Origin of the sequence: Lampropedia puyangensis, from assembly GCF_004833285.1 — a bacterium.
Lineage (GTDB): Bacteria > Pseudomonadota > Gammaproteobacteria > Burkholderiales > Burkholderiaceae_C > Lampropedia > Lampropedia puyangensis.
Window position 1 is genome coordinate 133,217 of record NZ_STFG01000004.1, and the last position, 23,889, is coordinate 157,105.

At 55.5% G+C, this 23,889-nt stretch carries 25 protein-coding genes; 7 read left to right on the plus strand and 18 right to left on the minus strand.

All coding sequences use genetic code 11. The annotated features are described in order from the left end of the window. Positions 1 to 23 precede the first annotated feature (23 nt). The 14 genes from fabZ to radC form a co-directional block, all read right to left on the minus strand. Entirely contained in the window at positions 24 to 467 is a 444-nt protein-coding gene (gene fabZ / locus E9531_RS06045) for a 3-hydroxyacyl-ACP dehydratase FabZ (RefSeq protein WP_136572849.1), read from the minus strand. A 2-nt stretch (positions 468 to 469) separates the two neighbouring features. Further along, on the minus strand, positions 470 to 1,480 hold the full coding sequence (gene lpxD / locus E9531_RS06050) for a UDP-3-O-(3-hydroxymyristoyl)glucosamine N-acyltransferase (RefSeq protein ID WP_136572850.1): 1,011 nt from the start codon (positions 1,478 to 1,480) through the stop codon (positions 470 to 472). A gap of 156 nt (positions 1,481 to 1,636) precedes the next feature. Then, positions 1,637 to 2,152 carry an OmpH/Skp family outer membrane protein gene (locus tag E9531_RS06055; protein ID WP_136572851.1) on the minus strand — a complete coding sequence of 172 codons (516 nt, stop codon included), beginning with the start codon at positions 2,150 to 2,152 and terminating at the stop codon, positions 1,637 to 1,639. Between the two features lie 20 nt (positions 2,153 to 2,172). Next, a complete protein-coding gene (gene bamA, locus E9531_RS06060) occupies positions 2,173 to 4,467 on the minus strand; it encodes an outer membrane protein assembly factor BamA (RefSeq protein WP_136572852.1) in 2,295 nt (764 codons plus the stop codon). A gap of 68 nt (positions 4,468 to 4,535) precedes the next feature. Beyond that, positions 4,536 to 5,900 (minus strand): RIP metalloprotease RseP, encoded by a 1,365-nt coding sequence (rseP, locus tag E9531_RS06065; protein ID WP_136572853.1) that lies wholly within the window; start codon positions 5,898 to 5,900, stop codon positions 4,536 to 4,538. Next, positions 5,894 to 7,093: a 1-deoxy-D-xylulose-5-phosphate reductoisomerase gene (ispC, locus tag E9531_RS06070; RefSeq protein WP_136572854.1), complete on the minus strand. Its 1,200-nt coding sequence runs from the start codon at positions 7,091 to 7,093 to the stop codon at positions 5,894 to 5,896. Before ispC ends, rseP begins: the two co-directional genes overlap by 7 nt. Then, complete coding sequence (locus tag E9531_RS06075) at positions 7,090 to 7,956, minus strand: phosphatidate cytidylyltransferase (protein WP_136572855.1); 867 nt, start codon at positions 7,954 to 7,956, stop codon at positions 7,090 to 7,092. The genes ispC and E9531_RS06075 overlap by 4 nt, the downstream gene beginning before the upstream one ends. A 24-nt stretch (positions 7,957 to 7,980) precedes the next feature. Then, positions 7,981 to 8,724, minus strand: coding sequence for a polyprenyl diphosphate synthase (gene uppS, locus E9531_RS06080; protein WP_136572856.1), 744 nt, complete (start codon positions 8,722 to 8,724; stop codon positions 7,981 to 7,983). Positions 8,725 to 8,784: 60 nt separating this feature from the next. After that, positions 8,785 to 9,345, minus strand: a complete 561-nt coding sequence (gene frr / locus E9531_RS06085) for a ribosome recycling factor (RefSeq protein ID WP_136572857.1) — start codon at positions 9,343 to 9,345, stop codon at positions 8,785 to 8,787. A gap of 17 nt (positions 9,346 to 9,362) precedes the next feature. Beyond that, a complete protein-coding gene (gene pyrH, locus E9531_RS06090) occupies positions 9,363 to 10,091 on the minus strand; it encodes a UMP kinase (protein ID WP_136572858.1) in 729 nt (242 codons plus the stop codon). 140 nt (positions 10,092 to 10,231) lie between these two features. Further along, complete coding sequence (gene tsf / locus E9531_RS06095) at positions 10,232 to 11,116, minus strand: translation elongation factor Ts (protein WP_136572859.1); 885 nt, start codon at positions 11,114 to 11,116, stop codon at positions 10,232 to 10,234. 162 nt (positions 11,117 to 11,278) lie between these two features. Beyond that, a complete protein-coding gene (gene rpsB, locus E9531_RS06100) occupies positions 11,279 to 12,031 on the minus strand; it encodes a 30S ribosomal protein S2 (protein ID WP_136572860.1) in 753 nt (250 codons plus the stop codon). 179 nt (positions 12,032 to 12,210) lie between these two features. Next, positions 12,211 to 12,855: a Smr/MutS family protein gene (locus tag E9531_RS06105; protein WP_136572917.1), complete on the minus strand. Its 645-nt coding sequence runs from the start codon at positions 12,853 to 12,855 to the stop codon at positions 12,211 to 12,213. 17 nt (positions 12,856 to 12,872) lie between these two features. Continuing rightward, on the minus strand, positions 12,873 to 13,595 hold the full coding sequence (radC, locus tag E9531_RS06110) for a RadC family protein (RefSeq protein WP_136572861.1): 723 nt from the start codon (positions 13,593 to 13,595) through the stop codon (positions 12,873 to 12,875). Between the two features lie 128 nt (positions 13,596 to 13,723). Between radC and E9531_RS06115 the strand changes: the two genes are divergently transcribed. The 3 genes from E9531_RS06115 to purT all read left to right on the plus strand — a co-directional run bounded on the left by E9531_RS06115 (position 13,724) and on the right by purT (position 16,435). Then, positions 13,724 to 14,188, plus strand: coding sequence for an FKBP-type peptidyl-prolyl cis-trans isomerase (locus E9531_RS06115; RefSeq protein WP_136572918.1), 465 nt, complete (start codon positions 13,724 to 13,726; stop codon positions 14,186 to 14,188). A gap of 1 nt (position 14,189) precedes the next feature. Beyond that, positions 14,190 to 15,152 carry a 4-hydroxy-3-methylbut-2-enyl diphosphate reductase gene (gene ispH, locus E9531_RS06120; RefSeq protein WP_136572862.1) on the plus strand — a complete coding sequence of 321 codons (963 nt, stop codon included), beginning with the start codon at positions 14,190 to 14,192 and terminating at the stop codon, positions 15,150 to 15,152. Between the two features lie 65 nt (positions 15,153 to 15,217). Beyond that, on the plus strand, positions 15,218 to 16,435 hold the full coding sequence (purT, locus tag E9531_RS06125; RefSeq protein ID WP_136572863.1) for a formate-dependent phosphoribosylglycinamide formyltransferase: 1,218 nt from the start codon (positions 15,218 to 15,220) through the stop codon (positions 16,433 to 16,435). A 100-nt stretch (positions 16,436 to 16,535) separates the two neighbouring features. On the opposite strand, the gene E9531_RS06130 is transcribed toward purT, so the two are convergent. The 4 genes from E9531_RS06130 to E9531_RS06145 form a co-directional block, all read right to left on the minus strand. After that, complete coding sequence (locus E9531_RS06130; RefSeq protein ID WP_158291727.1) at positions 16,536 to 17,033, minus strand: TPM domain-containing protein; 498 nt, start codon at positions 17,031 to 17,033, stop codon at positions 16,536 to 16,538. A gap of 68 nt (positions 17,034 to 17,101) precedes the next feature. Continuing rightward, positions 17,102 to 18,061 (minus strand): TPM domain-containing protein, encoded by a 960-nt coding sequence (locus tag E9531_RS06135; RefSeq protein ID WP_136572865.1) that lies wholly within the window; start codon positions 18,059 to 18,061, stop codon positions 17,102 to 17,104. Positions 18,062 to 18,101: 40 nt separating this feature from the next. Further along, the gene (locus E9531_RS06140) at positions 18,102 to 18,728 is read right to left on the minus strand and encodes a LemA family protein (protein WP_136572866.1); all 627 of its coding nucleotides are present in this window, start codon (positions 18,726 to 18,728) and stop codon (positions 18,102 to 18,104) included. Between the two features lie 125 nt (positions 18,729 to 18,853). Next, entirely contained in the window at positions 18,854 to 19,708 is an 855-nt protein-coding gene (locus E9531_RS06145; RefSeq protein ID WP_211343381.1) for a M23 family metallopeptidase, read from the minus strand. Positions 19,709 to 19,847: 139 nt separating this feature from the next. On the opposite strand from E9531_RS06145, the gene E9531_RS06150 reads away from it, so the two are divergent. The 4 genes from E9531_RS06150 to gspN all read left to right on the plus strand — a co-directional run bounded on the left by E9531_RS06150 (position 19,848) and on the right by gspN (position 23,816). Further along, positions 19,848 to 20,972 (plus strand): Bug family tripartite tricarboxylate transporter substrate binding protein, encoded by a 1,125-nt coding sequence (locus E9531_RS06150; protein WP_244610006.1) that lies wholly within the window; start codon positions 19,848 to 19,850, stop codon positions 20,970 to 20,972. A gap of 158 nt (positions 20,973 to 21,130) precedes the next feature. Continuing rightward, on the plus strand, positions 21,131 to 22,381 hold the full coding sequence (gspL, locus tag E9531_RS06155; RefSeq protein WP_136572867.1) for a type II secretion system protein GspL: 1,251 nt from the start codon (positions 21,131 to 21,133) through the stop codon (positions 22,379 to 22,381). A 27-nt stretch (positions 22,382 to 22,408) separates the two neighbouring features. Next, the gene (gene gspM / locus E9531_RS06160) at positions 22,409 to 22,984 is read left to right on the plus strand and encodes a type II secretion system protein GspM (protein WP_136572868.1); all 576 of its coding nucleotides are present in this window, start codon (positions 22,409 to 22,411) and stop codon (positions 22,982 to 22,984) included. A 4-nt stretch (positions 22,985 to 22,988) separates the two neighbouring features. After that, positions 22,989 to 23,816 (plus strand): type II secretion system protein N, encoded by an 828-nt coding sequence (gene gspN, locus E9531_RS06165; protein ID WP_244610007.1) that lies wholly within the window; start codon positions 22,989 to 22,991, stop codon positions 23,814 to 23,816. The last annotated feature ends 73 nt before the right edge of the window (positions 23,817 to 23,889 follow it).

Sequence of the window (23,889 nt, forward strand, 5' to 3'; positions counted from 1 at the left end):
GTTAAATGAAACGACTCACGCCATCAGCCGCGGTCAACCGGGCGCATCGTACACATCAGATCTGCCTCGGCCACAACTTGGCCATCCACTTTGGCCACACCTTTGTATTTGTAGATACCGGCACGCACGCGGTCAATGCTGGCTTCAAGCACCAATTGGTCGCCAGGCACGACTGGGCGCTTAAAACGTGCGTTATCGATGCCCACAAAATAAAACACCTTGTCTTCACCTGGTGCCTCGCCGTAGGTCTCAAAGGACAACAAACCTGCCGCTTGGGCCAAAGCCTCCAAAACCAACACGCCAGGCATGACAGGATTTTTCGGGAAATGGCCATTAAAGAAAGGCTCATTGACCGTCACGTTTTTATAAGCAACGATGCGCTCACCAAGATGGATTTCGGTGACCCGATCAACCAATAAGAAAGGGTAACGATGCGGCAGTAGTTCGAAAATTTTATGGATATTCATAGTCACGATTCTTGCTGTGGCGACACACGTGCTTGTGTTGCCGCCAATTCCTTTTCCAAACTCTTGATGCGGTCGCGCATTTTTTTGAGTTGCCGCAACACTGCGGCGTTTTGTTCCCACTTGGCATGCGGCTCAAATGGATAAACCCCGGTGTAGCGCCCGGGCTCCGTGAGCGAGCGGGAGATCACCGTCGCTCCAGAAACATGCGTATTGTCAGCCAACTCAATGTGGCCAACCACGCCAACTCCCCCTGCCAACGTGCAATTGGCACCAATTTTCGTACTGCCTGATATGCCCACACATGCGGCCATGGCCGTGTTCTCGCCCACTTGAACGTTGTGTGCAATTTGAATCAGGTTATCGAGTTTGACACCTTGAGCCAGCACGGTGTTACCCAGCGCGCCACGGTCAATACAAGTATTGGCCCCAATTTCCACATCGTCACCAATATGAACCGCGCCCAACTGCTCGATCTTGACCCAAGTTTGCCCCTCTTTGGCAAAACCGAATCCATCGCCACCAATCACAGCTCCTGACTGCACTACGCAGCGCGCACCAATGACACAATGGCGTTCAATCGTCACGCGCGAACCAATCCGCGTATGAGCACCAATGTGCACGCCCGCCTCAATCACACTGAGTGCGCCGACACTGGCGGTAGGATCAATCTGCGCATCAGGATGCACCACCGCACTGGGATGGATTCCTGGTTCAGGCATATCCCCCAAGCGTTTACGCCACCACTGCGTTAAACGTGCAAAGTAAAGGTAAGGGTCGCGGGTCACGATGCAGGCGCCACGCGCTTGTGCTTGTTCTGCCTGTGCAGGATGCACGATGACACAAGCCGCGCGCGTGCTCTGTAGCAAAGCAACCAGACGGGCATCACTGAGAAACGTAATCTCTGCCAGGCCTGCCGTCTCGAGTGGGGCAATAGCGCTAATCAGTATGCTGGCGTCGCCATGCAACTGCCCTCCCAGCGCCTGTGCTATCTCAGCAAGAGTTATCGCCGTCACTGCTGCCTTTCTCAAATAATGAAGCCCAGTCGCGCCAATGAATCATCGACACAGGCTGGGCAAATGGCGTCGTCTCGTACGTCTGCCGCACACTTCACAGACGCGCCTTCGCTCTTTCTGTTTTTTGCAACGCGCCCTCAAAAGACGCGCGCCTTATCAACGCTTGCTGGCGTTGAGGGCTTTGATGACTTTGTCAGTGATGTCGTAGTCTGGATTGATCCAGACCGCCTCTTGCAAGATCACATCATACTTTTCACTCTCGGCGACTTGCTGCACCACAGCATTGGCGCGCTCAAGCACTTGAGAAAGTTCTTCTGTTTTTCGTGCTGCCAAATCTTCCTGGAACTCGCGGCGTTTGCGCTGGAATTCACGGTCTTGGTCCATCAACTGGCGTTGACGTTGTGTACGCTGCGAGTCTGACAGCGTCGGGGCTTCACGCTCAAAACGCTCAGAAGCCGATTGCAGGCTGTTGCCCATGTCCACCATTTCTTTCTCACGGCGGGCAAATTCCTGCTCCAAACGCTGTTGGGCCGACTTGGCCATATTCGCATCGCGCAAGATGCGGTCGGTATTTACAAAGCCTGCTTTAAAGCTTTGCGCCTGTGCAGGCACCCAAGCCAACATGGCAGCAAGGGCGATGGCAGAGGTCACTTTGATGGTTGTCTTTTTCATAATCAACTCGACTTCACGTCTTAAAACGATGTTCCGATCTGGAACTGTATCTCTTCAATTCTATCCCCGGCCTTTTTCTTGATGGGCTTGGCATAAGCAATGCGCAACGGGCCTACCGGAGAAATCCAACTCAAACCCAAACCTGTTGATGCCCTCAAATCAGAAGCACGAACCTTCTCGTTTTCACCAAACACGTTCCCTGCATCAACAAAGGCGAAAACCCGCAGTGTACGATCATTGCCTGCTCCTGGGAATGGAGTGATGAACTCCACATTCATATTCACCTTTTTACTACCACCCAAGGACGAGCCGATCAAGTCGCGTGGACCCAGTGTGCCCTGCTCAAACCCGCGTACAGAACCCAAACCACCGGAATAGAAATTTTTGAACACCGGGAATGGCTGCCCACTAAACCCTTTGCCCCAGCCTAACTCACCATTAAGCGCCAAGGTGTAGCGGTTCGTCAGCGCGACGAACTGCTGGTACTGGTAGTTGGCCTTCAAATAGCGCGTATCGCCTGCGAAGGCCCACTCGCTGTTAAAGCGCTGGTAACGGCCTTCATTCGGTGCCAAGGCACTGTCACGGCTATCGCGCGACCAACCGATCGTGAATGGGAAGGAGGTGCTGGTATAGCCAAAACGATCCGCGTAGTACAGGTATGCGGCAGGAATAGCAGTACCGGTTTTGATACGGTTACGCTCAGCCCCCAGGCCAAAGAACACCGTGTCCACTTCACTGAATGGCACCCCAAAACGGATCGAGGTTCCGTAGGTCACCAAAGAGTAGTTGCCCCCCATGCGGTCATATGGCTTGTCCGTGCGGTAGTAGGCATCAAGTGTGCGCGACACACCTGACTGTGTGAAATAGGGATCGGTGGTGCTGAACACCAAAGTACGGTTGTACTTGCTGGTATTCAAATCTACGCCCAAGTAGTGGCCCGATCCCATGAAGTTCTCTTGCTTCAAGCCAAAGGAAAAGGACAACTTGTCTGCACTGGAAAAACCCGCCCCCAATTGCAATGAGCCAGTGGGTTTTTCGACCACATTCATTTGCAAGTCCACCTGATCTGGCGAGCCTGGCACCTCTTGGGTTTCCACATCCGCTTCGGTGAAATAGCCCAAGCGATCAACGCGATCGCGAGAGAGTCGGATCTTTTCACCGTCGTACCAGGAAGCCTCAAACTGGCGCATTTCACGGCGAATCACTTCATCGCGTGTTTTGGTGTTACCGGCCACATTGATACGACGCACATACACGCGTGACTGTGGTGTGGAGCGCAAAACCACTTCAACAGTGTTGTTGTCACGGTCAACTTCTGGAACAGCCTCTACACGCGCAAAGGCATACCCATAGTTACCGAAGTGTTCAGAAAACGCTTGGCGGGTGTTGGTGACTTCTTCTTCGTTATAAGGCTGGCCCGCACGAATTTGCACCAACGACTTGAATTCATCATCACGGTCCAAGTAATTGCCTTCCAAGCGCACACCTGAAACACCAAAACGCTCGCCTTCGTGAACGTTGATAGTGATCGAGATGTTTTGCTTGTCGGGTGAAATGGCAACTTGTGTCGAATCAATCCGGAAATCCAGATATCCACGCTGCAGATAGTAAGAACGCACCGACTCCAAATCGGCGTTCAGTTTAGCGCGTGAGTAGCGGTTGGACTTGGTGTACCAACTCAACCATCCCCCCGTGTCTTGGTCCATCAAGCCGCGCAAGGCAGATTCACTGAACGCTTGGTTGCCTGTGAAACGAATATCACCAATTTTGGCCACACTGCCTTCGGTGACCGTAAAGACCAAATTCACGCGGTTACGATCCACCGGCGTCACCGTAGTCACCACTTGCGAGCCATAGTAACTGCGCGAGAGATATTGACGCACCAGCTCTTGCTCCGCACGGTCAGCCAGTGACTTGTCAAAGGGGCGCCCCTCAGCCAAACCGATATCACGCATGGCGCTGGTCAAGGCGTCTTTGTCAAACTCACGCGCACCTGAAAATTCCACATTGCCGATCACGGGACGCTCTTGCACCACCACAACCAACACATTGCCATCGGCCTCAATACGCACATCATTGAATAAACCCAGCGCAAACAAAGCACGAATCGAATCTGAGGCCTTGCCATCGTTATATTGGTCGCCAACGCGAATTGGCAGTGATGCAAAGATGGTTCCTGGCTCCACCCGTTGCAAGCCCTCCACGCGAATATCGCGCACCGTAAAGGGCTCAATGGCCCACAATGTCATGCTGGTAGCACAAGTGGCCACTGCCACCACGGCACGTGCGCAAAAACGTTTTAGCAAATCATTCATGGAATCAATCACTCACACCTTGGTTGGTTTGCAACACACAAGCGTCAAATCGGTTAATTTTCACGCGCTTAGGACAACAAGCGGGTGAAATCGTTCACCAAAGCCAATGCCATCAGCATCAACAGCGCCGCAATCCCTAAGGTTTGCAAGCGCTGCATCCACACAGGCGAAACAGGACGACCTGTCACGGCCTCCCAAAGATAATACATCAGGTGCCCACCATCGAGCACCGGTAAAGGCAGTAAATTCAAAACACCCAGACTGAGGCTGACAACTGCCAGGAAGTTCAAAAACTCCACCATGCCCATGCTAGCGGACTGCCCAGCATATTGAGCAATAGAAACCGGACCACTGAGATTTTTTAACGATGCCTCGCCCACCAGCATGCGACCAAGCATTTTGAGGGTTAACGCGGCCATATCCCACGTACGTTTGGCGCCCTGAACCAAGCCATCCCACAAACCATAACGCACCAGCGCAGTCTCATAGCGGTTGCTACTGCCCAAACGGGCACCAATCTCGCCACGCATGCGCCCATCTACCTCTCGCAAGCGAGGCAGCACGTGCAATTGCACAATCTGCTCATCACGCAGCACACTCCACTGTTGCGCCGCATCCGTTGTTTTGGCTCCTTGAATCAGGGCCATCAACTGTGTCACATCGTGCACCGGAACGCCATTGACGACTTCGACCACATCACCAGCGCGCAAACCTGCTGCTTCAGCCGCGCCACCAGATAAAACGTCGGCCACCAGCGGTGCTGCCATGGGCGCCAGCACACCGATCTGGCGCCGAGTGGCATCATCCCAATCTTTGATCTGCAATTGTGCAAGCGGCAGCGTCAGGGTGACCTGTGCGCCCTCCTTGCGCTGCACAAGCAGCTGCAAATCTTGGTGCTCCAATGCGGCACGGCTAAGCACCCAGTTGAGCACATCAAACGACGGTATGTCTTCCCAATCGGTAGACTGGCCGACACGCGCTTTCAGCACATGGTCACCTTGCTGCATGTCCGCTTGCACAGCCATGGACCCAGACTCGGGTGTGGCCATAATCGGCAATGGCGCCTGCATACCCCACCAATTCACCGCAGCAAAAAACAAAACAGCCAATACCAAGTTGGCCACAGGGCCAGCCAAAACAACGGCCACACGTTTACGTAACGGTTGGCGGTTAAATGCCTTGTGCTCCTGACCCACAGGCACTGGGCCTTCGCGCTCATCGAGCATCTGCACATAGCCGCCTAAAGGCAGTGCGGCAATGACAAACTCTGTTTCATTGCCCGGCCTGCGCCAACGCAGTAAGGGCTTGCCCATACCAACAGAAAAGCGCAACACCTGAATACCACACGCTTTGGCCATGCGGTAGTGCCCCCATTCATGCACCGTCACCAAAATACCGATGGTGACAATGAAGGCCAACACTGTCATCAGCATGCACTCACCCGCGTCACATAAGCATGCGCAGCTTGCCGGGCTTGCTGATCCAAAGCCAGTAATGCCTCAAGCGAATCGATCGCTTCTGGCACACATTGCTCAAGCACATGCGCATTCAAAGCGTAAATTTGATCGAACCGCAAACGCTCCTGCAAGAAGGCCTCCACAGCCACTTCATTGGCGCCATTCAAAATGGCGGTGCTGCCCGGCGCGCCTTGCAACGCTTGCCACGCCAACGTCATGCAGGGAAAGCGCTGTTTATGAGCAGCATCTCCAAAAGACTCAAACGTCAAAGCAGACAGCGCCATGAAGTCCAAGCGCTGGGCGCCTGACTCTATCCGCTGCGGCCAAGACAGGCCATAGGCAATCGGCACCCGCATATCAGGCGTGCCCAATTGCGCGACGATTGAACTGTCACGGTATTGCACCATGGAGTGAATCACACTCTGCGGATGAATCACCACATCCAGTTGTTCAGGCGGCATATCAAACAGATAACGCGCCTCAATGACCTCCAAGGCTTTGTTCATCATGGTGGCTGAATCGACTGAAATTTTGCGCCCCATGCTCCAGTTGGGGTGCGCACATGCCTGTGCAGGGGTCACTTGTGCCAACGTTGCAGGATCTCTCTGACGAAAAGGTCCGCCAGAAGCCGTAAGAATGATTTTTTCTACCCGCGCAGACCACGTTGCGGCATCTTCAGGCAAAGACTGAAAAACTGCTGAATGCTCACTGTCAATGGGCAGCAGCACTGCGCCATGCGCTTTAACCTGCTGCATGAACCACGCCCCACCAACAACCAAGGCCTCTTTATTGGCCAGTAACAACCGCTTGCCCGCCTGCGCGGCAGCCAGTGCGGGCGCCAAGCCAGCGACCCCCACAATCGCCGCCATCACGGCATCAACACTGGTATGCGCAGCCAATTGGGCAATGGCCTCAGCACCAGCAAGAACCTCGGTTTGCACCCCTTGTGCTTGCAATTGCTCACGCAGCAATGCGGCACTCGCCACATCTGCCATGGCCGCGAACGCTGGGCGATGCTGCACACACTGCTGCGCCATTAACGCCACATTGCGCCCTGCCGTCAATGCAAAGACCTCGTAGGCATCCAAGTGCCTGGCCAACACATCCAGTGTGTTGACTCCAATGGAACCGGTTGAGCCCAAAACCGCTATGCGTTGCTTGTTTGTCATGCTGCCCTCGCCACCAGCGCCAACACCAGCATCCCCATCGGCATCACTGGCAGCAATCCATCAATACGGTCCAACACGCCACCGTGACCCGGCAGGATTGCACTGCTGTCCTTCACGCCTGCGGCGCGTTTGACCAGAGACTCCAACAAATCGCCCAGCACACTCATGCCTACTAGCGCAATGCACACCACCACCAGCATGGACACCCCCTGCTGACGCACCACGCCATAAAAACTGCGCCCCCAGTCCTGCGCCAACGATTGATCAAGCCACAACCAGAGTGAGGCCAACAACAGCACCCCAACAATGCCGCCTATGACGCCTTCCCAACTTTTGCCTGGACTCACGGTGGGGGCCAATTTGCGTGAAAACAGCTTCATTCCAAAAGCCTTACCCGCAAAATAAGCACCAACATCGGCCATCCACACCAACGCCATCAGGGACAAGAGGTAGTTGATACCCAATTCAAACGCTCGCAGCAACGCGACCCATGCCACGGCAAACACAGCAAGCCCTGCGATCAAGCGCAAACCGCGTGGCAAAGCATTCCACCCCGCAAGTCCACCGCGCAAAACCAATACAGCGCCCACTAGCCATGCCATACAAAACACCAGCCAGAACAAGCTAGGCTTGGTCACTTCCGGCACGCCATTGAGCGCGGCCATAGCACAAGCCACGCCAAATACCACACCAATGGCAGCTGCCGGAGTCCCAGAAAAGCCATTCAGGCGAGCCCATTCCCATGCAGCCACACTCAGCGCCACAGTCACCAAAGAGGTCAAAGGCCAATCCCATGGCGCAAACAAACACGCCAGAACAACGACCAACAAAACAATGGCCGTAATCACACGTTGTTTGAGCATGAAACTCTCCTTCTGCCGCTGCGCTCAGTGCTTCGCGCTGCTATGTTTATTGGATTTTGCTTGCACGATTTGCTCGCCCGTTTTGCCAAAACGCCGCTGACGCTGCTGGAAATCAGCAATGGCGGCATCCAGCTCTTTGGCACCGAAGTCCGGCCACAAAGCTTCGCTGAAATACAACTCAGAATACGCAGCCTGCCACAGTAAAAAATTACTGATCCGCATCTCTCCGCCTGTGCGAATCAGTAAATCAGGGTCAGGCACATGCGCCAAAGACATCGCCTCAGTCAGCGCTTCTTCGGTGATCGGCAGTTGCTGCGCACACAAGCGTTCAGCCGCCTGCGCAATGTCCCAACGCCCACCGTAGTTGAAGCAAACATTGAGAATCAATCGCTCATTCCCTGCAGTCTGCGCCTCAGCATCTTCCAAGCCAGCCCGCACTTTTTCACCCAGCTGACTGCGGTTGCCTACACAATGCAAACGAACGCCATTGGCCTTGAGACTAGTGACTTCTTTGGCTAAAGCGCTAGCCATCAGCCCCATCAGGCCACTGACCTCGTCTTCCGGGCGTTTCCAGTTTTCAGAAGAAAACGCAAACACCGTGAGCACACGCACGCCTCGCTCGCCACACAACGCAACACAGTTACGCAGTGCATCCACACCCTTTTTATGGCCAGCCAAACGTGGCAGCAAGCGCTTTTGCGCCCACCGGCCATTGCCATCCATCACGATGGCAATGTGGTGCGGAACGGACTTTAACGATTCAGTCATGGCCATCACCCAACGTGTTCAGCTGGGTACAAGTGAGGAGGAACAAGGCGCAATTGACGCTCAAACCGCCATCACATCTTTTTCTTTGGACTCGACCAAAGCATCAACCTCAGCGATGAACTTGTCAGTGAGCTTCTGAATATCTGCTTCAGAGCGTTTTTGCTCGTCTTCAGATACTTCTTTGTCCTTCACCAATTTTTTCACGGCATCATTAGCGTCACGGCGCAGATTGCGCACAGCAATTTTGGCGTTTTCGCCTTCACTGCGCACCAGCTTGGTCATCTCGCGACGGCGCTCTTCACTCATGGGCGGCATAGGTACGCGAATCAACTCACCCATATTGGCAGGATTGAGCCCCAAATCACTTTCGCGAATGGCCTTTTCAATCTTGGCCCCCATATCGCGCTCCCACGGTTGCACGCTCAACGTACGAGAGTCGATCAAGGTCACGTTGGCCACCTGGCTCAAAGGAACATGCTGACCGTAGTATTCGACCTGAATGGAATCCAGCAGTTGGGGGCTGGCACGGCCTGTGCGGATTTTCGACAGATTATTCTTGAACGCAACAATAGATTGCTCCATTTTGGCTTGGGCGTTCTTGCGAATTTCGGCAGTAGACATCTTCTCTCTCCAGTCTTTTAAGCGTAAACGAGGGTGCCTTCATCTTCCCCGCGGACGACACGTTGCAGCGCACCCGGTTTGACGATAGAGAACACCTTGATCGGCAGTTTTTGGTCACGGCACAAAGCAAAGGCGGTGGCGTCCATAATGCCCAGGTTCTTGACCATCGCCTCATCAAAACTGATGCGGCTATAGCGTGTAGCCGTTGGATCTTTCATCGGATCTGCGGTATACACACCATCGACTTTAGTGGCCTTGAGCACCATTTGCGCGCCAATTTCAGCACCACGCAAAGCAGCGGCCGTATCGGTCGTAAAAAATGGATTACCCGTGCCAGCAGCAAACACCACCACCTTACCTTCTTCAAGGTACTGCAATGCCTTGGGCCGCACATAGGGCTCGACCACCTGGTCAATCGAAATAGCTGACATGACCCGCGCAGGTACATTCTTGCGGCTGATGGCATCGGCTAAGGCCAGGGAATTCATCACAGTCGCCAGCATGCCCATGTAATCAGCAGTTGCGCGATCCATGCCTGCAGCACCGCCGGCCATACCTCGAAAAATATTGCCACCACCGATCACAATGGCCAACTCCACCCCCATGGCAGAAACCGCAATGATCTCATCGACCATGCGATCAATGGTGTCACGATTGATACCAAAGGCATCATCGCCCATCAACGCCTCTCCAGAGAGCTTGAGCAAAATTCGGGTGTAGGCGGGCTTGGCAACAGTCTCAGTCATGCTGGGCACTCACAAAAGATATCAACAATTTTCAGTGTGCAGCGGGGCGCCTGGCAGCGCCCCGTTCTATCCTGCAATGCAAGAAACCCGTATTGTGCCCCATCGCTTGCGGGCACCAATACGGGCTTCATGGTCAGCAATTAGCCTTTAGCAGCGGCCATTTGCGCGGCCACTTCAGCCGCAAAGTCGTCAACTTTCTTCTCAATGCCTTCACCCACCACATACAAAGTGAAACCTTTGATGCTGGTGTTCTTTTCTTTCAGCATTTGGCCAACGCTTTGCTTGTCGTTTTTCACGAAAGGCTGGTCGAGCAAAGACACTTCTTTGAGGTATTTAGCCACAGAGCCTTCCACCATTTTGGCCACAATGTCAGCAGGCTTGCCAGATTCAGCCGCCTTACCTTCAGCCACAGAGCGCTCTTTTTCGATCAACTCTGCAGGCACATCAGCAGAAGACAATGCCACTGGCTTCATCGCAGCCACATGCATCGCCACATCTTTAGCGGCGGCTTCATCACCGTCAAATTCCACCACAACGCCAATGCGTGTACCGTGTAGATAGTGGGCCAATGCACTGTCTGTGAAACGTGTAAAGCGGCGCAGAGACATGTTTTCACCGATCTTACCGATCAAGCCTTTGCGCACTTCTTCAACAGTAGGACCAAAACCGTCTTGGCTGTATTCCAACTCGCTCAATGCAGCGATGTCGGCAGGATTTTTCAGCGCCACCAACTTGGCTGCCGCATTGGCAAACTGCAAGAAGCTGTCGTTCTGGCTCACGAAGTCAGTTTCGCAATTGACCTCAACCAGCGCGCCTACATTGCCTTCCAAAGCCACAGCGATCACGCCTTCAGCGGTCACACGGGAAGCCGCTTTACCAGCCTTGGTACCCAGCTTAATACGCAGCAGCTCTTCAGCTTTAGCCATATCACCATCAGCTTCCACCAAGGCTTTTTTCGCTTCCATCATTGGGGCGTCGGTCTTCGCACGAAGTTCTGCCACCATACTTGCTGTCACTGCAGCCATACTAATCTCCCAGTCAAAATTTCAAACAACCCTGTAGCCACTCTGGCCAACACCACTACAAAGCAGGGCCAGAGACAAAAAAAGGGGCTCTACAACGATGCCCCTTTTTTGTAGCGCGCTGGTATTGCACCACAGCGCGGTGAAAAGCCTATTACAGGGACTTTATTCTGCAGCTTCCTGCACTTCTACGAACTCATCGCCTTCTTCACCGGCAGCCAGTTTGGCCACTTCTTGAACGGCGTTATTGCGGCCATCGATAACAGCATCAGCAATGCCACGGGCATACAAAGCCACGGCTTTGGCCGAGTCATCGTTACCTGGGATCACATAGTCAATACCTTCTGGGTTGTGATTGGTATCAACCACGCCAACCAAAGGAATGCCCAGCTTGTGCGCTTCGGAGATCGCGATTTTGTGGTAGCCCACATCAATCACGAAAATCGCGTCTGGCAGCGATGTCATGTCTTGGATACCACCGATGTCACGCTCGAGTTTTTCGATTTCACGAGTGAACATCAACTGTTCTTTTTTGCTCATGGCTTCCAGACCAGCTTCTTGCTGGGCTTTCATGTCCTTGAGGCGCTTGATGGAGGTCTTGACTGTTTTGAAGTTAGTCAACATGCCACCCAACCAACGCTGGTCGACGTAAGGCATACCTGCGCGCTGGGCTTCTTGAGCCACAAACTCACGCGATTGACGCTTCGTACCCACAAACAACACAGTGCCACGATTAGCAGCCAATTGACGCACGAATTTTTGCGCCTCTTGGAACTTGGGCAGCGTGGACTCCAAGTTAATGATGTGGATTTTGTTGCGATGGCCAAAAATGTACGGGGCCATCTTAGGATTCCAGAAACGGGTTTGATGACCGAAGTGGACGCCCGCTTCCAGCATTTCACGCATAGTGATAGACATATTCAAAACTCCAAAGGTTTATTTCCAAGAGCAGGCCGTGTCACCACACCAACTGCCATTTACATGACTGCCAATGCAGCACCTAAGTCAGGCCTGTCTGCTATTTGTTTTTAAGCCGCAACCAAAGCAAAAGAGCAATGGTATTTGGCAAAACCCGTCGATTGTAGCACAACGGGCTTTTAACGGCGATTGACCCGATCAAGCAGCACAACCACCGCACCAGCACCACCCTCGCTGGCCTTGGCTTGCACAAATGCCAAAACCTCTTTTTTCTGCACCAACCAGCGCTGCACGCGCACCTTCAAGACAGGGACGCGCCCAGGTGAGCCATGTCCTTTACCGTGGATGATGCGCACACACCGAATGCCTTTTTTATGACAATCGCGCACAAATTGCCCCAGTGCTTCGCGGGCCTCATCCAGCCGCAGTCCATGCAAATCCAGCGACGCTTGAATGCTCCAGTGGCCCAAACGCAGTTTGCGCGCAACATCCGGCGCCACACCGGGCTGCCGATAGCTCAGCGCCTCATCGGTATCCATCAAGGTCGTGACATCGAAGTCGTCGCTGATGGACTCATACAAGGCCTGCTGCTCATCGCGCTGCAATTGCAAAGGCACCGGCTGCGCCTGTTCGTGCTGAGGACTCACGCGAGCAGCTACTTTCAGAGGCTGCACAGTACCCACCACATGGCGAAACAAATTACGCTCGCGCTCAATAGCTTCGCGCCGTGCTCGCTCTTGCTCCAAGCGCTGCTGCTGTACTTGCCGCTGCAACTTCAGAACTGCAGAAACTTGTTTGAGGTCCGATAAAGCGTGCACGCGCATGACAGACGTTGGCTTGCTCACATCAGCCCCTTCTCGGCTAACGACACACTACCGCCTTGCGCAACGATCACATGGTCGACCACGCGCACATCCAACAACGCCATGGCCTGCACAATACGGCGCGTGATGTCGATATCGGCCTGCGATGGCTCCAACGTCCCACTGGGATGGTTGTGCGCCAAAATCACACTATGGGCATGCAACTGCAACGCACGCAATGCGATTTCACGAGGATAAACACTGGTTTGATTCAGCGTGCCACGAAACAACTCTTCAAACGCAATCAAACGCAGTTGGCTATCGAGCAATAACACCGCAAAGACTTCATGGCGCTTATGCCCCAACTGCGCTTGTATGTACTGCCGCACCGCAGTTGGCGACTGCAACGCCGTTTGCTGCGTAAGTTGCTGAGCCAGCGCTCGCTTGGCCAATTCCATGATGGCCAAAATCTCAGCCCGCTTAGCAGGGCCCAACCCCTTGATACGCGCCAGATCTGCATTGCTGGCTTGCAACAATCCAGCCAAACCGCCAAATCCTTGCATACCTGGCACCTCACCCACATCCGCACGCCCGGGTTGCGGCAACGCTAGCAAGTCCGCAGCCATGGACAAAACACTCCGGCCAGCCAGTCCCGTGCGCAAAACAATGGCCAGCAACTCCGTGTCAGACAATGCTGCAGCGCCGCGACTGAGCAACTTCTCACGCGGCCGGGCATCGAGCGGCAAATCTTTGAAAGACATAAAGGACATCAGGACTCAGCACCATTGAACCTGGCAATGGCAGACGGCAAAAGTACAATGCGGGCATCAAGGCGCGCCTTGCCTCAAGTGTATTCAAAGCGAGAGAACCCCATCCCATGTCGGCCCAAATGCCCACCAACGCCCCCGAATCTCCAATCGTGCATCCCGGTGCCTTTCTCACCCTGCACTACCGCCTTGCTGGTCCAGCGGGCGACATCATCAACACGTTTGACGGCCTGCCATCCACCTTGACACTGGGCAACGGCGAGCTGTCTCCGGCCATGGAAAACCGACTCATCGGCATGAAAGAGGGTGAGCGCATGACCTACCACATCCCCTCCGGCGAAGCGTTTGGCGAAAAAAACCCTGACATGCAGCAATGGGTTGCACGCAAACTGCTCAACGAGCTGGGCGACCCTGAAGAGCAATACACCTTGGGCGATGTCGTGCAGTTTCCCACCCCTACAGGCGAGGGCAGCTATGCCGGTACGGTTTTGCAAGTGCGCGACGACGGCGCGGTGCTGTTCGACTTCAACCACCCCTTGGCCGGCCACCCAGTGACCTTTGAAGTGCAACTGATTGGGGTGCTGTGACATGACGGCCCGCGACATCGTATTGGCCGAGCCGCGTGGCTTTTGTGCTGGCGTTGACCGTGCCATCGACATCGTTGAACGTGCACTGGAGAAATTTGGCGCCCCCATTTATGTGCGTCATGAAATTGTGCACAACACCCATGTGGTCAACGAACTCAAGGCCAAAGGTGCGATCTTCATTGAAGAACTGTCTGACGTGCCGCCCGGCGCAACCCTGGTCTTCAGTGCACACGGCGTGAGCAAAGCCGTTCAAAATGAAGCCAAGGCACGCGGTTTTCAGATTTTCGATGCGACCTGCCCCTTAGTCACCAAAGTCCACGTCGAAGTGGCCAAACTGGCTAAAGAAGGCTATGAGTTCATCATGATCGGCCACAAAGGGCACCCCGAGGTTGAAGGCACGATGGGCCAACTCAGTGAGGGAATCCATCTTGTGCAAGATGTTGCCGACGTCGCCACTGTCAAGCCCAGCCAGACAGCATTGCTTGCCGTTGTCACGCAAACGACCCTGTCTGTCGATGATGCCGCAGCGATTACCGCGGCCATCAAAGCGCGCTTTCCACACATTCGCGAACCCAAACAGCAAGACATTTGCTACGCAACCCAAAACCGCCAAGATGCCGTCAAGCAATTGAGTGCCCAAGTGGATGTGGTCATCGTGGTGGGCAGCCCCACCAGCTCCAACAGCAACCGTCTGCGCGACTTGGCGGAACAACTGGGCACGCCCGGCTATATGGTTGACGATGCCAGCGAGCTAAAGCCTGAGTGGTTTGAGAACGCCCAAACAGTCGGCTTGACAGCGGGTGCATCAGCGCCTGAAGTTCTAGTCGATGGCGTGATTGCCCGCTTGCGTGAACTGGGCGCGCTGTCCGTGCGCAGAATGGACGGCGTACAAGAAACCATTCGCTTCCCTCTACCCAAAGGACTCAAGCTCCCTAGCGAAACGCCAGCGCCTATTTCTTCGTAATTCTCACTATGGCGCCTCTCCCCCTTTGCGCGCCATGGCATTCAACCCCTGATGGATATTCTCGTATGAGCACACTCGGCACCCCACTGGGCCCCAACGCAACCCGCGTCATGCTGCTTGGCAGCGGCGAACTCGGCAAGGAAGTCACCATTGAACTGCAGCGCCTGGGCGTTGAGACCATTGCAGTGGACCGTTACGACCATGCACCAGCCCAGCAAGTGGCCCACCATACCCGCACCATTACCATGAGTGATCCGGCTGCACTGCGCGCACTGATCGAAGCAGAAAAGCCCATGCTGGTCGTGCCAGAAATTGAAGCCATCGCCACTGCAGAGCTCGAAAACCTGGAAGCCGAGGGGCTCGTTCGAGTCATTCCCACAGCGCGTGCCGCGCGCCTGACCATGGACCGTGAGGGCATTCGCCGCTTGGCTGCAGAAACCTTAAGCCTGCCCACCAGTCCATACCGTTTCTGCAATTCACTTGAAGAACTGCAAGCGGCCATTGATGGCACCGACGGGCAAGCCGCCATAGGCTACCCCTGTGTGGTCAAACCCGTGATGAGCAGCTCCGGCAAAGGCCAAAGCAAAATCGACTCCGCAGCGGATGTAGCCAAAGCCTGGGATTACGCCATGGCTGGCGGGCGCGTGGCACATGGCCGCATCATCGTTGAAGGTTTTATCGACTTTGATTATGAAATCACCCAACTGACAGTCCGGGCAAAAAACTCTGATGGCGCAATCGAGACCCAGTTCTGCGCACCCATCGGGCATATCCAGCAAAGTGGTGATTACGTTGAAAGCTGGCAACCGCACCCCATGACCGCCACTGCCCAAAACGAAGCACAGCGCATAGCCAAAGCAGTCACCGACAACCTCGGCGGGCAAGGCCTGTTTGGCGTCGAATTGTTTGTCAAAGGCGATCAGGTCTGGTTCAGTGAAGTCAGCCCTCGCCCACACGACACTGGCATGGTCACTATGACAACGCAATGGCAAAGCGAATTTGAATTGCACGCGCGCGCCATCTTGGGTCTGCCCATCAACACTGCCTTGAAATCCCCAGGCGCCAGCGCTGTGATTTACGGTGGAGTGGATGCCAAAGACATTGTGTTTGAAGGGGTAGAACAAGCCCTGGCAGTGCCACAAACCAGCGTGCGCTTATTCGGCAAGCCAGAAAGCTTTGTCAAACGCCGCATGGGCGTTGCCCTAGCTTGGGACGCCGATGTAGACATCGCACGCGACCGCGCCAAGCAAGCAGCCAGTCTGGTCAAACCAAAAGCCCTCTAAAACAGACCATATGGCCGCGAAACATGGCCATATGAACACGGGCTATACGACCACGTACAGTGCACAACAACACGCAATAGGGCTATATTTGGCCCGCAGATTACAGCACAGGGAAATCCGGCACTTCGTTGTCCAACGCGCGGGGTGCGTCTGCAGTATTGTCGGTCGCACGGGGGAAATGTGCTGCCAGCAATGCGCCAACCGAATCAACCGCCAGCAGCATCCCTTGGCTGGTCTGTCCGGCCTGTAGCAGTTGCGCCAATTGCTGCGCAATGGCTGTCCAATCAGCTTCTTGGGTACAGGTCCGCACGCCACGGTCAGCCACAATCTCAATGGCGTGCTCGGCCTCCAGTAGGTAGATCAGTACGCCGTTGTTGTATTCCGTATCCCAAACGCCCAGTTTGCCAAACAACCCCACAGCGCGATCACGCGCAGTTCTGTCGGCGCTGATGTAATGCGCAGGCAACTCACGCTCAACATAGACTGCAATTTGCCCTTCGTGCTGCTCCTCGCTTACAGCAATGTGCGCGGCCCACTGCGCCTGCAAAGCAGGCTGCATCAAAGCCGGGGTCGTCAGTACATACCAACGGTGCGCCACGCGTCGGCACCAACGCGCCCACCACCGGCGCGGAGCATGGGGACTTTCATGCTGGGGAAAAGCTCGGTTTACCATTTTCCTGAGGCCCCTCCACCACCAAAGCTACCGCCTCCGCCTGATCTGAATCCGCCAGAAGAGCCGCCAGAGCTCCAGCCACCAGAACGCCCAGAGGAATACCCCCCCGAACTGCTACGCCCACCAGAAAGTCGCCCACTTGGCCCAGCCGAAACGATCAGCGCAACAAAGCCAGCCACGCCGCCATAAAGCAAAGCTTCAGGCCATGACCGCGTCATCACAAGCGTCCCCGCACCAACCACACCGCCAATCAACAGCATGGTAAAAAAGCGCCCAATCAAACGGGCCAGCACATTACACACAATCGGCACCCCAAAGAACAACATGGGCCACAAAGATTCCGGCACCATGCTTTCAAAGCCACGCTCAGCTGAAGCGGTTGCCTTGGGTGCCGGCGCGGGCAACCATTCATCCCCTGCAAGTCGAGCCTCAATGGCATGCAGCCCAGCCTCAATGGCGGCTGCAAAGTCACCACTGCGCAACTGCGGCACCACACTGTCTTGAATAATTCGGCCTGCGGCAATATCAGGAATGGTGCCTTCCAAGCTGCGCGCCACTTCCAGACGTAAAGTGCGGTCATTTTTGGCGATGATAAACAGCAACCCATCGCCAACCTCCTTGCGACCAATTTTCCAGGCACTGGCCACTCGGTTGGCGTAGGCGGCAATATCCTCAGGCGTGGTGGTCGGCACCATCAGCACAACCACTTGCGATCCGTGCTGCTGCTCAATCGCCTCCAATTGCGCGGTAATCTGCTGGCGCTGCGATTGCGTCAAGGTGCCGGTCTGGTCGATGACCTGTGCGGTTAACGCAGGCACCGGCTGCAGCCCGACTTGCGCGTGCGCCAAGCCCAGCAGCAACGACAACACAACACCCACAACGCAAGCGCCCAATGCACGCAAGACGCCAGCACATTGCAATGGCCGCAGCCGGCAAACTGCGACTCTACCCATTGCCAACTCCACGACTGCCTTTCACCTTCACGTACCCGCCTTATTGCGCAGGCGCAGCGCGCCCTTCAGTAGAAGTATTGGCTGGCATGGTGATACGTGGCGCAACAGAAATTTCCGCTTCGTTAGCCACCGAGAACACGGGTTTCTCTTTGTAGCCCATGACCATACCCGTCAAATTGGTGGGAAAGCTGCGACGCAGCACGTTGTACTCCTGCACAGTTTGAATGTATTGGTTGCGTGCCACTGTAATGCGGTTCTCCGTGCCCTCTAAGCTCACTGCCAAATCACGAAAAGCCTGGTTGGCCTGCAGTTCTGGGTACGCCTCGGCAACAGCCATCAAGCGCGACAATGCTCCCCCCAACTGGCCTTGCGCCTGTTGGTAGGCTGCCAAGGCTTGTGGGTCCTGCAAGGTTTCCGGGGTCACCTGAATGGAGGTGGCTTTAGCCCGCGCAGCGATCACATCGGTGAGGGTATTGCGCTCAAAATTGGCCTGGCGCTCGACCACTGCCTGCAGATTGGGGATCAAATCCGCTCTGCGCTGGTATTGGTTGACCACTTCGCTCCACGCTGCTTTGGATTTCTCATCCAACTGCTGGTAAGTGTTATAGCCGCATCCGCTCAGCAACATCGCCAAGCCCAAAGTCACTATCCATCCCATGCGTCGCATGCCCTACTCCTTATTGGTTTGATTGATCGCCATTCGTTTCCTGTCAATGGTACTCAACGGCATGGGCAATTCCACCGTTGACACTACGCATTGCTTGCAAACTACTGTCTTTCACTTGATAGACCTTATGGTCGCTCCAACACCAGCAACGGATCGATACGGACATCGAACCAGTTCATTCCCCAATGCAAGTGGGGGCCGGTTGCTCGTCCTGTCGCTCCAACGGCAGCAATCACCTGCCCTTGTTCAACGCGATCACCGACTTTGACATCAATGCGCGAGAGGTGCAGAAAATTCGAGCTGATGCCAAAGCCATGGTCCAGCAGCACAGTACCGCCAGTCAAGTACATATTGGCATCAGCAAACGTCACCACACCTGCGGCAGGCGCCTTCACAGGAGTGCCATTGGGGGCGGCAATGTCCATGCCCGAATGGCCTGCCGGACTGGGCTGTCCGTTGTAAACACGGGCATTGCCAAAACGGCCACTGATCCGCCCTTGCACAGGCCATATAAACTTTTGCGCAAAATCTGTGCGGTCGTCATCGCGGTTGCGCGCCGCGGTCACTTGCGCTTGTTCGCGTTGGATACGTGCGGCAATATCCCCTTTCGGATTAGCCGTTTGTGGTGGCACACCATTGACACGCTCAGTAGGCCAGTCTCGCGGTGTCACCTGCACCTGCGCCGTATAGCTCGCGCCATCAGGCGTGCGTACCGCCACCACGGCAGGACCGACTTCATTGCGCCCCACGCCAAACACCACTGTGCCATACGTTGTAGTGCGCAACGTTCGATTGCTATAGTGCACTTGGCTGCCTGGTGGAACCCGGCCAATCACCATTGAGCCTTGTTGCACACTGGCGGGGAACACTACATTCGTTGGCGGCGTAGAAGAACTTGCTTGCGCCAGTGACACGCCCGCGCTCAGTCCACCAACCGCCCCTAATACAACGTACCGTAAGGCACGAATCGCCCCAGGCACAACGCTTGCTTGTACTAGACCAAGTACAAGCACTCCTGAACGTGTGCGAGCTTTACATCCCATTTGCATGGCCTGGGGAATGATCTTGCTTATCATTTGCTTACATTCATTAAAACTCAACCATAAGGACCAAGCGACCATGAACGCTTACGTTGACCATCAGCCCATCGCGACAGGCAAACATGCTTGGTGCATGCCCAACCGCCCAGCGATGCCTGCGAGTGTATTGCATGCTGGCAAGTCAAGGGCAACCGCGCAAACGCACCCATGGTCCAAGATGGTGGAAGTGCTGGGCATCGCTGCAATCATGGGGGCAGCGCCAATCAGCCATGCCCAAACTGCACAAGCGGCAGATGCTGCGGCACATTTTCCAAGCCGCACGATGACCCTGATGGTCAACGGTGGGCCAGGCTCTCTGCCCGATATTTTTGCGCGCCCTCTGGCAGACAAGTTGCGCAAAAGCTTAGGCCAGGCCGTCGTGGTCGATAACCGCCCGGGAGCGGGGGGCATGGTGGCCATGCAACACCTCAAGGAGGCAGGCCCCAGTGGCCACACACTGGCGATCATCACCAATGCACATGCAGTATGGAACCCCTATGTGTTCCCGAGCCTGACATACAACCCAACCACTGATTTACAGCCCGTCAGTCCCATTGCCATCTTGCCCATGGCCATGGCGGTCAACCCGAAACTGGGCGTCAGCAGTGTGCAAGAGTTGGTGGCCAAAGCCAAGGCCGAGCCAGGTGTGATCAATTACGCAAGCTCAGGCAATGGCAGCCCGCCACATGTGTTGTTTGAAGTCTGGCGCAGCCAAGCGGGCCTGGACATCGTGCACATTCCATTTAAGACCGGCACCGATGCGCTAACCTCCACCGTGGCTGGCGATACCCAAGTGTACTTTGCAGGCACTGCACTGGTCGAAGCCATGGCCAAAGACAAAAAGCTGCAGGTCTTAGCCGTCAGCCCACACGTTGAAAGTCCAACGTTCGCCCACGCGCCCACCATGGAGCAAGCAGGCTTTCCTGGTTATGAAAGTGCCGTTTGGTTAGGCGTTGTAGCACCGGCTGGCACACCAGACGCTGTAGTCAACAAACTCAATACTGCCATCAGTGAAGCACTGCGCGACCCTGCATTTGCCACCATCATGAAAGCCAACGGTTCCATCCCGCTACACGAAAGTGCCCAAGACTTTGCACAACGCATTGCCAAAGAACGCGCTGAATGGGGCCCCCAAATCGAGAAAATCGGCATTCGCCCGAATTGAATCCCCCTCTGTCACACCTGCGTCATGCGACTATGTTCTGATCTGTACAGCACGGTGTGACTGCTGCCTGTTGGCCCATTGGGGAACATCCCCATCTGCACTTCACCAAGAACCTCGGATGGGAGCTTCTACAATAGTGGGCCAACCCTAAAACGCACATGCCCTTCTTATTCATCGAAGCCCCCTCCCGCCTAGCCGATACCAACAGTCCTTTGGTTTTTGCTCAAAGCGTAGACGGCCATACCGTCAGCCATAGCGGCACGGCAGCAGCAGCACTCATTCCCAAGCCGGATAAAGGCACTGTCGTCTCCTTGGTATTGCCCGTGCAGGCGGTTTCTTGGCACCGCGTCACCTTGCCTTCCATCTCGTTGAAAGACCGCCCGAAAGTGCGTGCCGTCTTGCAAGGTTTATTGGAAGACCAACTACTGGAAGACCCTGCTGAGCTGCACTTGGCGCTTGCCCCTGACGCAGCAGCAGGCCAAGCCTGCTGGGTCGCGGCTTGCAAGCAGGACTACCTGCAGCACTGGCTACAGACTTTGGCCGGCCAAGGCATTGCCGTGCAGCGCATTGTTCCGGCTTTCGCACCGGATACCACCAGCAGCACAACGCTGTATGCACTGGGCACAGAAGAATCGCCCTGGCTGGTCGTGGCAGGAGCCAATGCGCCGGATACGGAAACTGGCACCTCAATGCTGGCACTACCACTCACGGCGGCTGCGGCCTCATTAGAAGTGGTTGCTGCATCCCCTTCAAACACCCCCATTCTTGCTGAACCAGCGGTTTACCAAATAGTCCAACACCGACTTGGCCGCGCTGCCCAGTTGTTGCCAGTTGGCCAACGCCTGCTGCTGGCTGGCCAAAGCGCCTGGAACATGGCCCAGTTTCAGTTTGCCAATTCCGGACGTGACAAACTGGCCCAAGGTGTCAGCACTGGCCTGCAAGCATTGTTGAAAGCGCCGCAGTGGCGCTGGTTACGTTGGGGGCTTGCCGGTTTGATTGGCTTCAACATCATCGGCCTGAACGCTTGGGCGTGGCAGGCTCAGCGCGACTTGGCCAACCAGCGCGCGCAAATTCAAGATATTTTCACCACAACATTCCCCAAGGTTCCCGTGGTCGTTGATGCGCCGCTGCAAATGCGCCAACAACTGCAGCGGCTGCAAAAAGAAAGCGGCAGCCCCACCCCTGCATCATTTGAGGTGCTGGCAGCGCAAATAGGCACACAGCTACCCAGCAGCTTGGCGCCCACTGAAATCCGCTATGACAACGGCCGCTTAAGTTTGCTGGGCCTGCCGCAAGACCAAGCGGCCACGCAGCAGTGGCAAAGCACCTTGCAGGAGCAAGGTATCCTCTCCCAATGGGTCGATGGCGCCTTGCAGCTTGAGCCCGCCACCCCCCATCTCGTGCCTTGATGTGCGCATAGCCCCCTCCCATTCACTATGAACGCACCCCCTTCCAACGCCCCCGCTTCTGCTTGGCAAACCGCTTTGCATACCCTTAACGCCAAATGGAGCCACTTGCAGGCACGCGAACGTACCTTGGTCGCGCTGGCTACCACCGTTGTGGGTTTTGCCCTGCTGTGGCTTATCGCCATTGCCCCCGCCTGGAAAACCTATACCAGCTACACCAGCAACCGCCAGACGATTGAGCGCCAAGTGCAGCAAATGCAGGCGATGCGCCAATACGCTTTGCAAATGCAAACGCACTTGGACAGCAGTACTTCAGGCGGCAACCAATCCACAACTGGCATGGTCAACGCCATCCACTCCAGCGCCCAGCGTCTGCTTGGCAGCACCAGCTCGACTCCGCTGACGGGCGATCGCGTCACGGTACGTTTCCAAAACGTACCTGCCGCGCAGTTGCTGCAGTGGCTACAACAAGTGCGCGAAAGCACGCGCGCGCAAGCTGCGCAGGTACAGCTCAATCGTGCCTCCGCCTCCACCACAGACACGGCCGATGCCACCCGCTGGAGTGGGCACGTTGTGCTGGCCTTGCCGATCGACATGCCACGTTAAGCCCATGCGCAGATTCCCCGTCGCCGCATCAAGGCCCGCTGCATCCCGCCGCCAAGGCAGCACTAGCCGCCCCCATATGGGTCGCTGGGCCTTGCTCGGTGCATTGGTGGGTTTGCTTGCCGCTACGCTATGGTTTGCCCCTGCACAGTGGCTGGCAGCAGGTTTGACTTATGCAAGCCAAGGGCGTATTCAGTTGCAAGCCACACAAGGCTCCATCTGGACGGGCTCAGCACTCGTGAACCTCACAGGTGGCACGAACAGTCGCGACCAAATGGCACTGCCTGGCCGCATGCACTGGCGTATTCGGCCAGCATGGCTGGGGGTAGATGTTGGCCTGCAGCCTGATTGCTGCGCCAGCAACGCCGCCCAAGTACACATCCGTGGTGGCTGGCAACGTGTAGACATCACGGTCAACCAGCACCAAAGCCTTTGGCCGTCCAGCGTATTGCAGGGTTTGGGGGCACCATGGAATACCTTGCAGCTCGATGGTGAGCTGATGCTGAAATTCGACCAATACCACCTGCAATGGGTACAGGGACGTACGCTGATGCAGGGCACCATTGAAGCAGCCTTACACCACGCGAGTTCGCGTCTCACCACCATTCGCCCCATGGGCAGCTATCGCCTTATCATGCAGGGCGGCGACACCGTCGAGCTGAAACTACTCACCGACCAAGGTCCCTTGCAACTGAGTGGACAAGGTCAATGGCAAGGGCAACATTTGCGTTTTACAGGCGAAGCCTCAGCCGCACCGGAACATTTACCTGCGTTATCGAACCTACTCAGTCTGCTGGGCCGCCGCCAAGGTGACCGGGCTATCTTGAGTTTTTAAATTCGTGACTCTTTCTTCTTGATTGCTTGCATGTCTTTCTCAGATTTGAACCACCCCATGCCAACGACCGTTT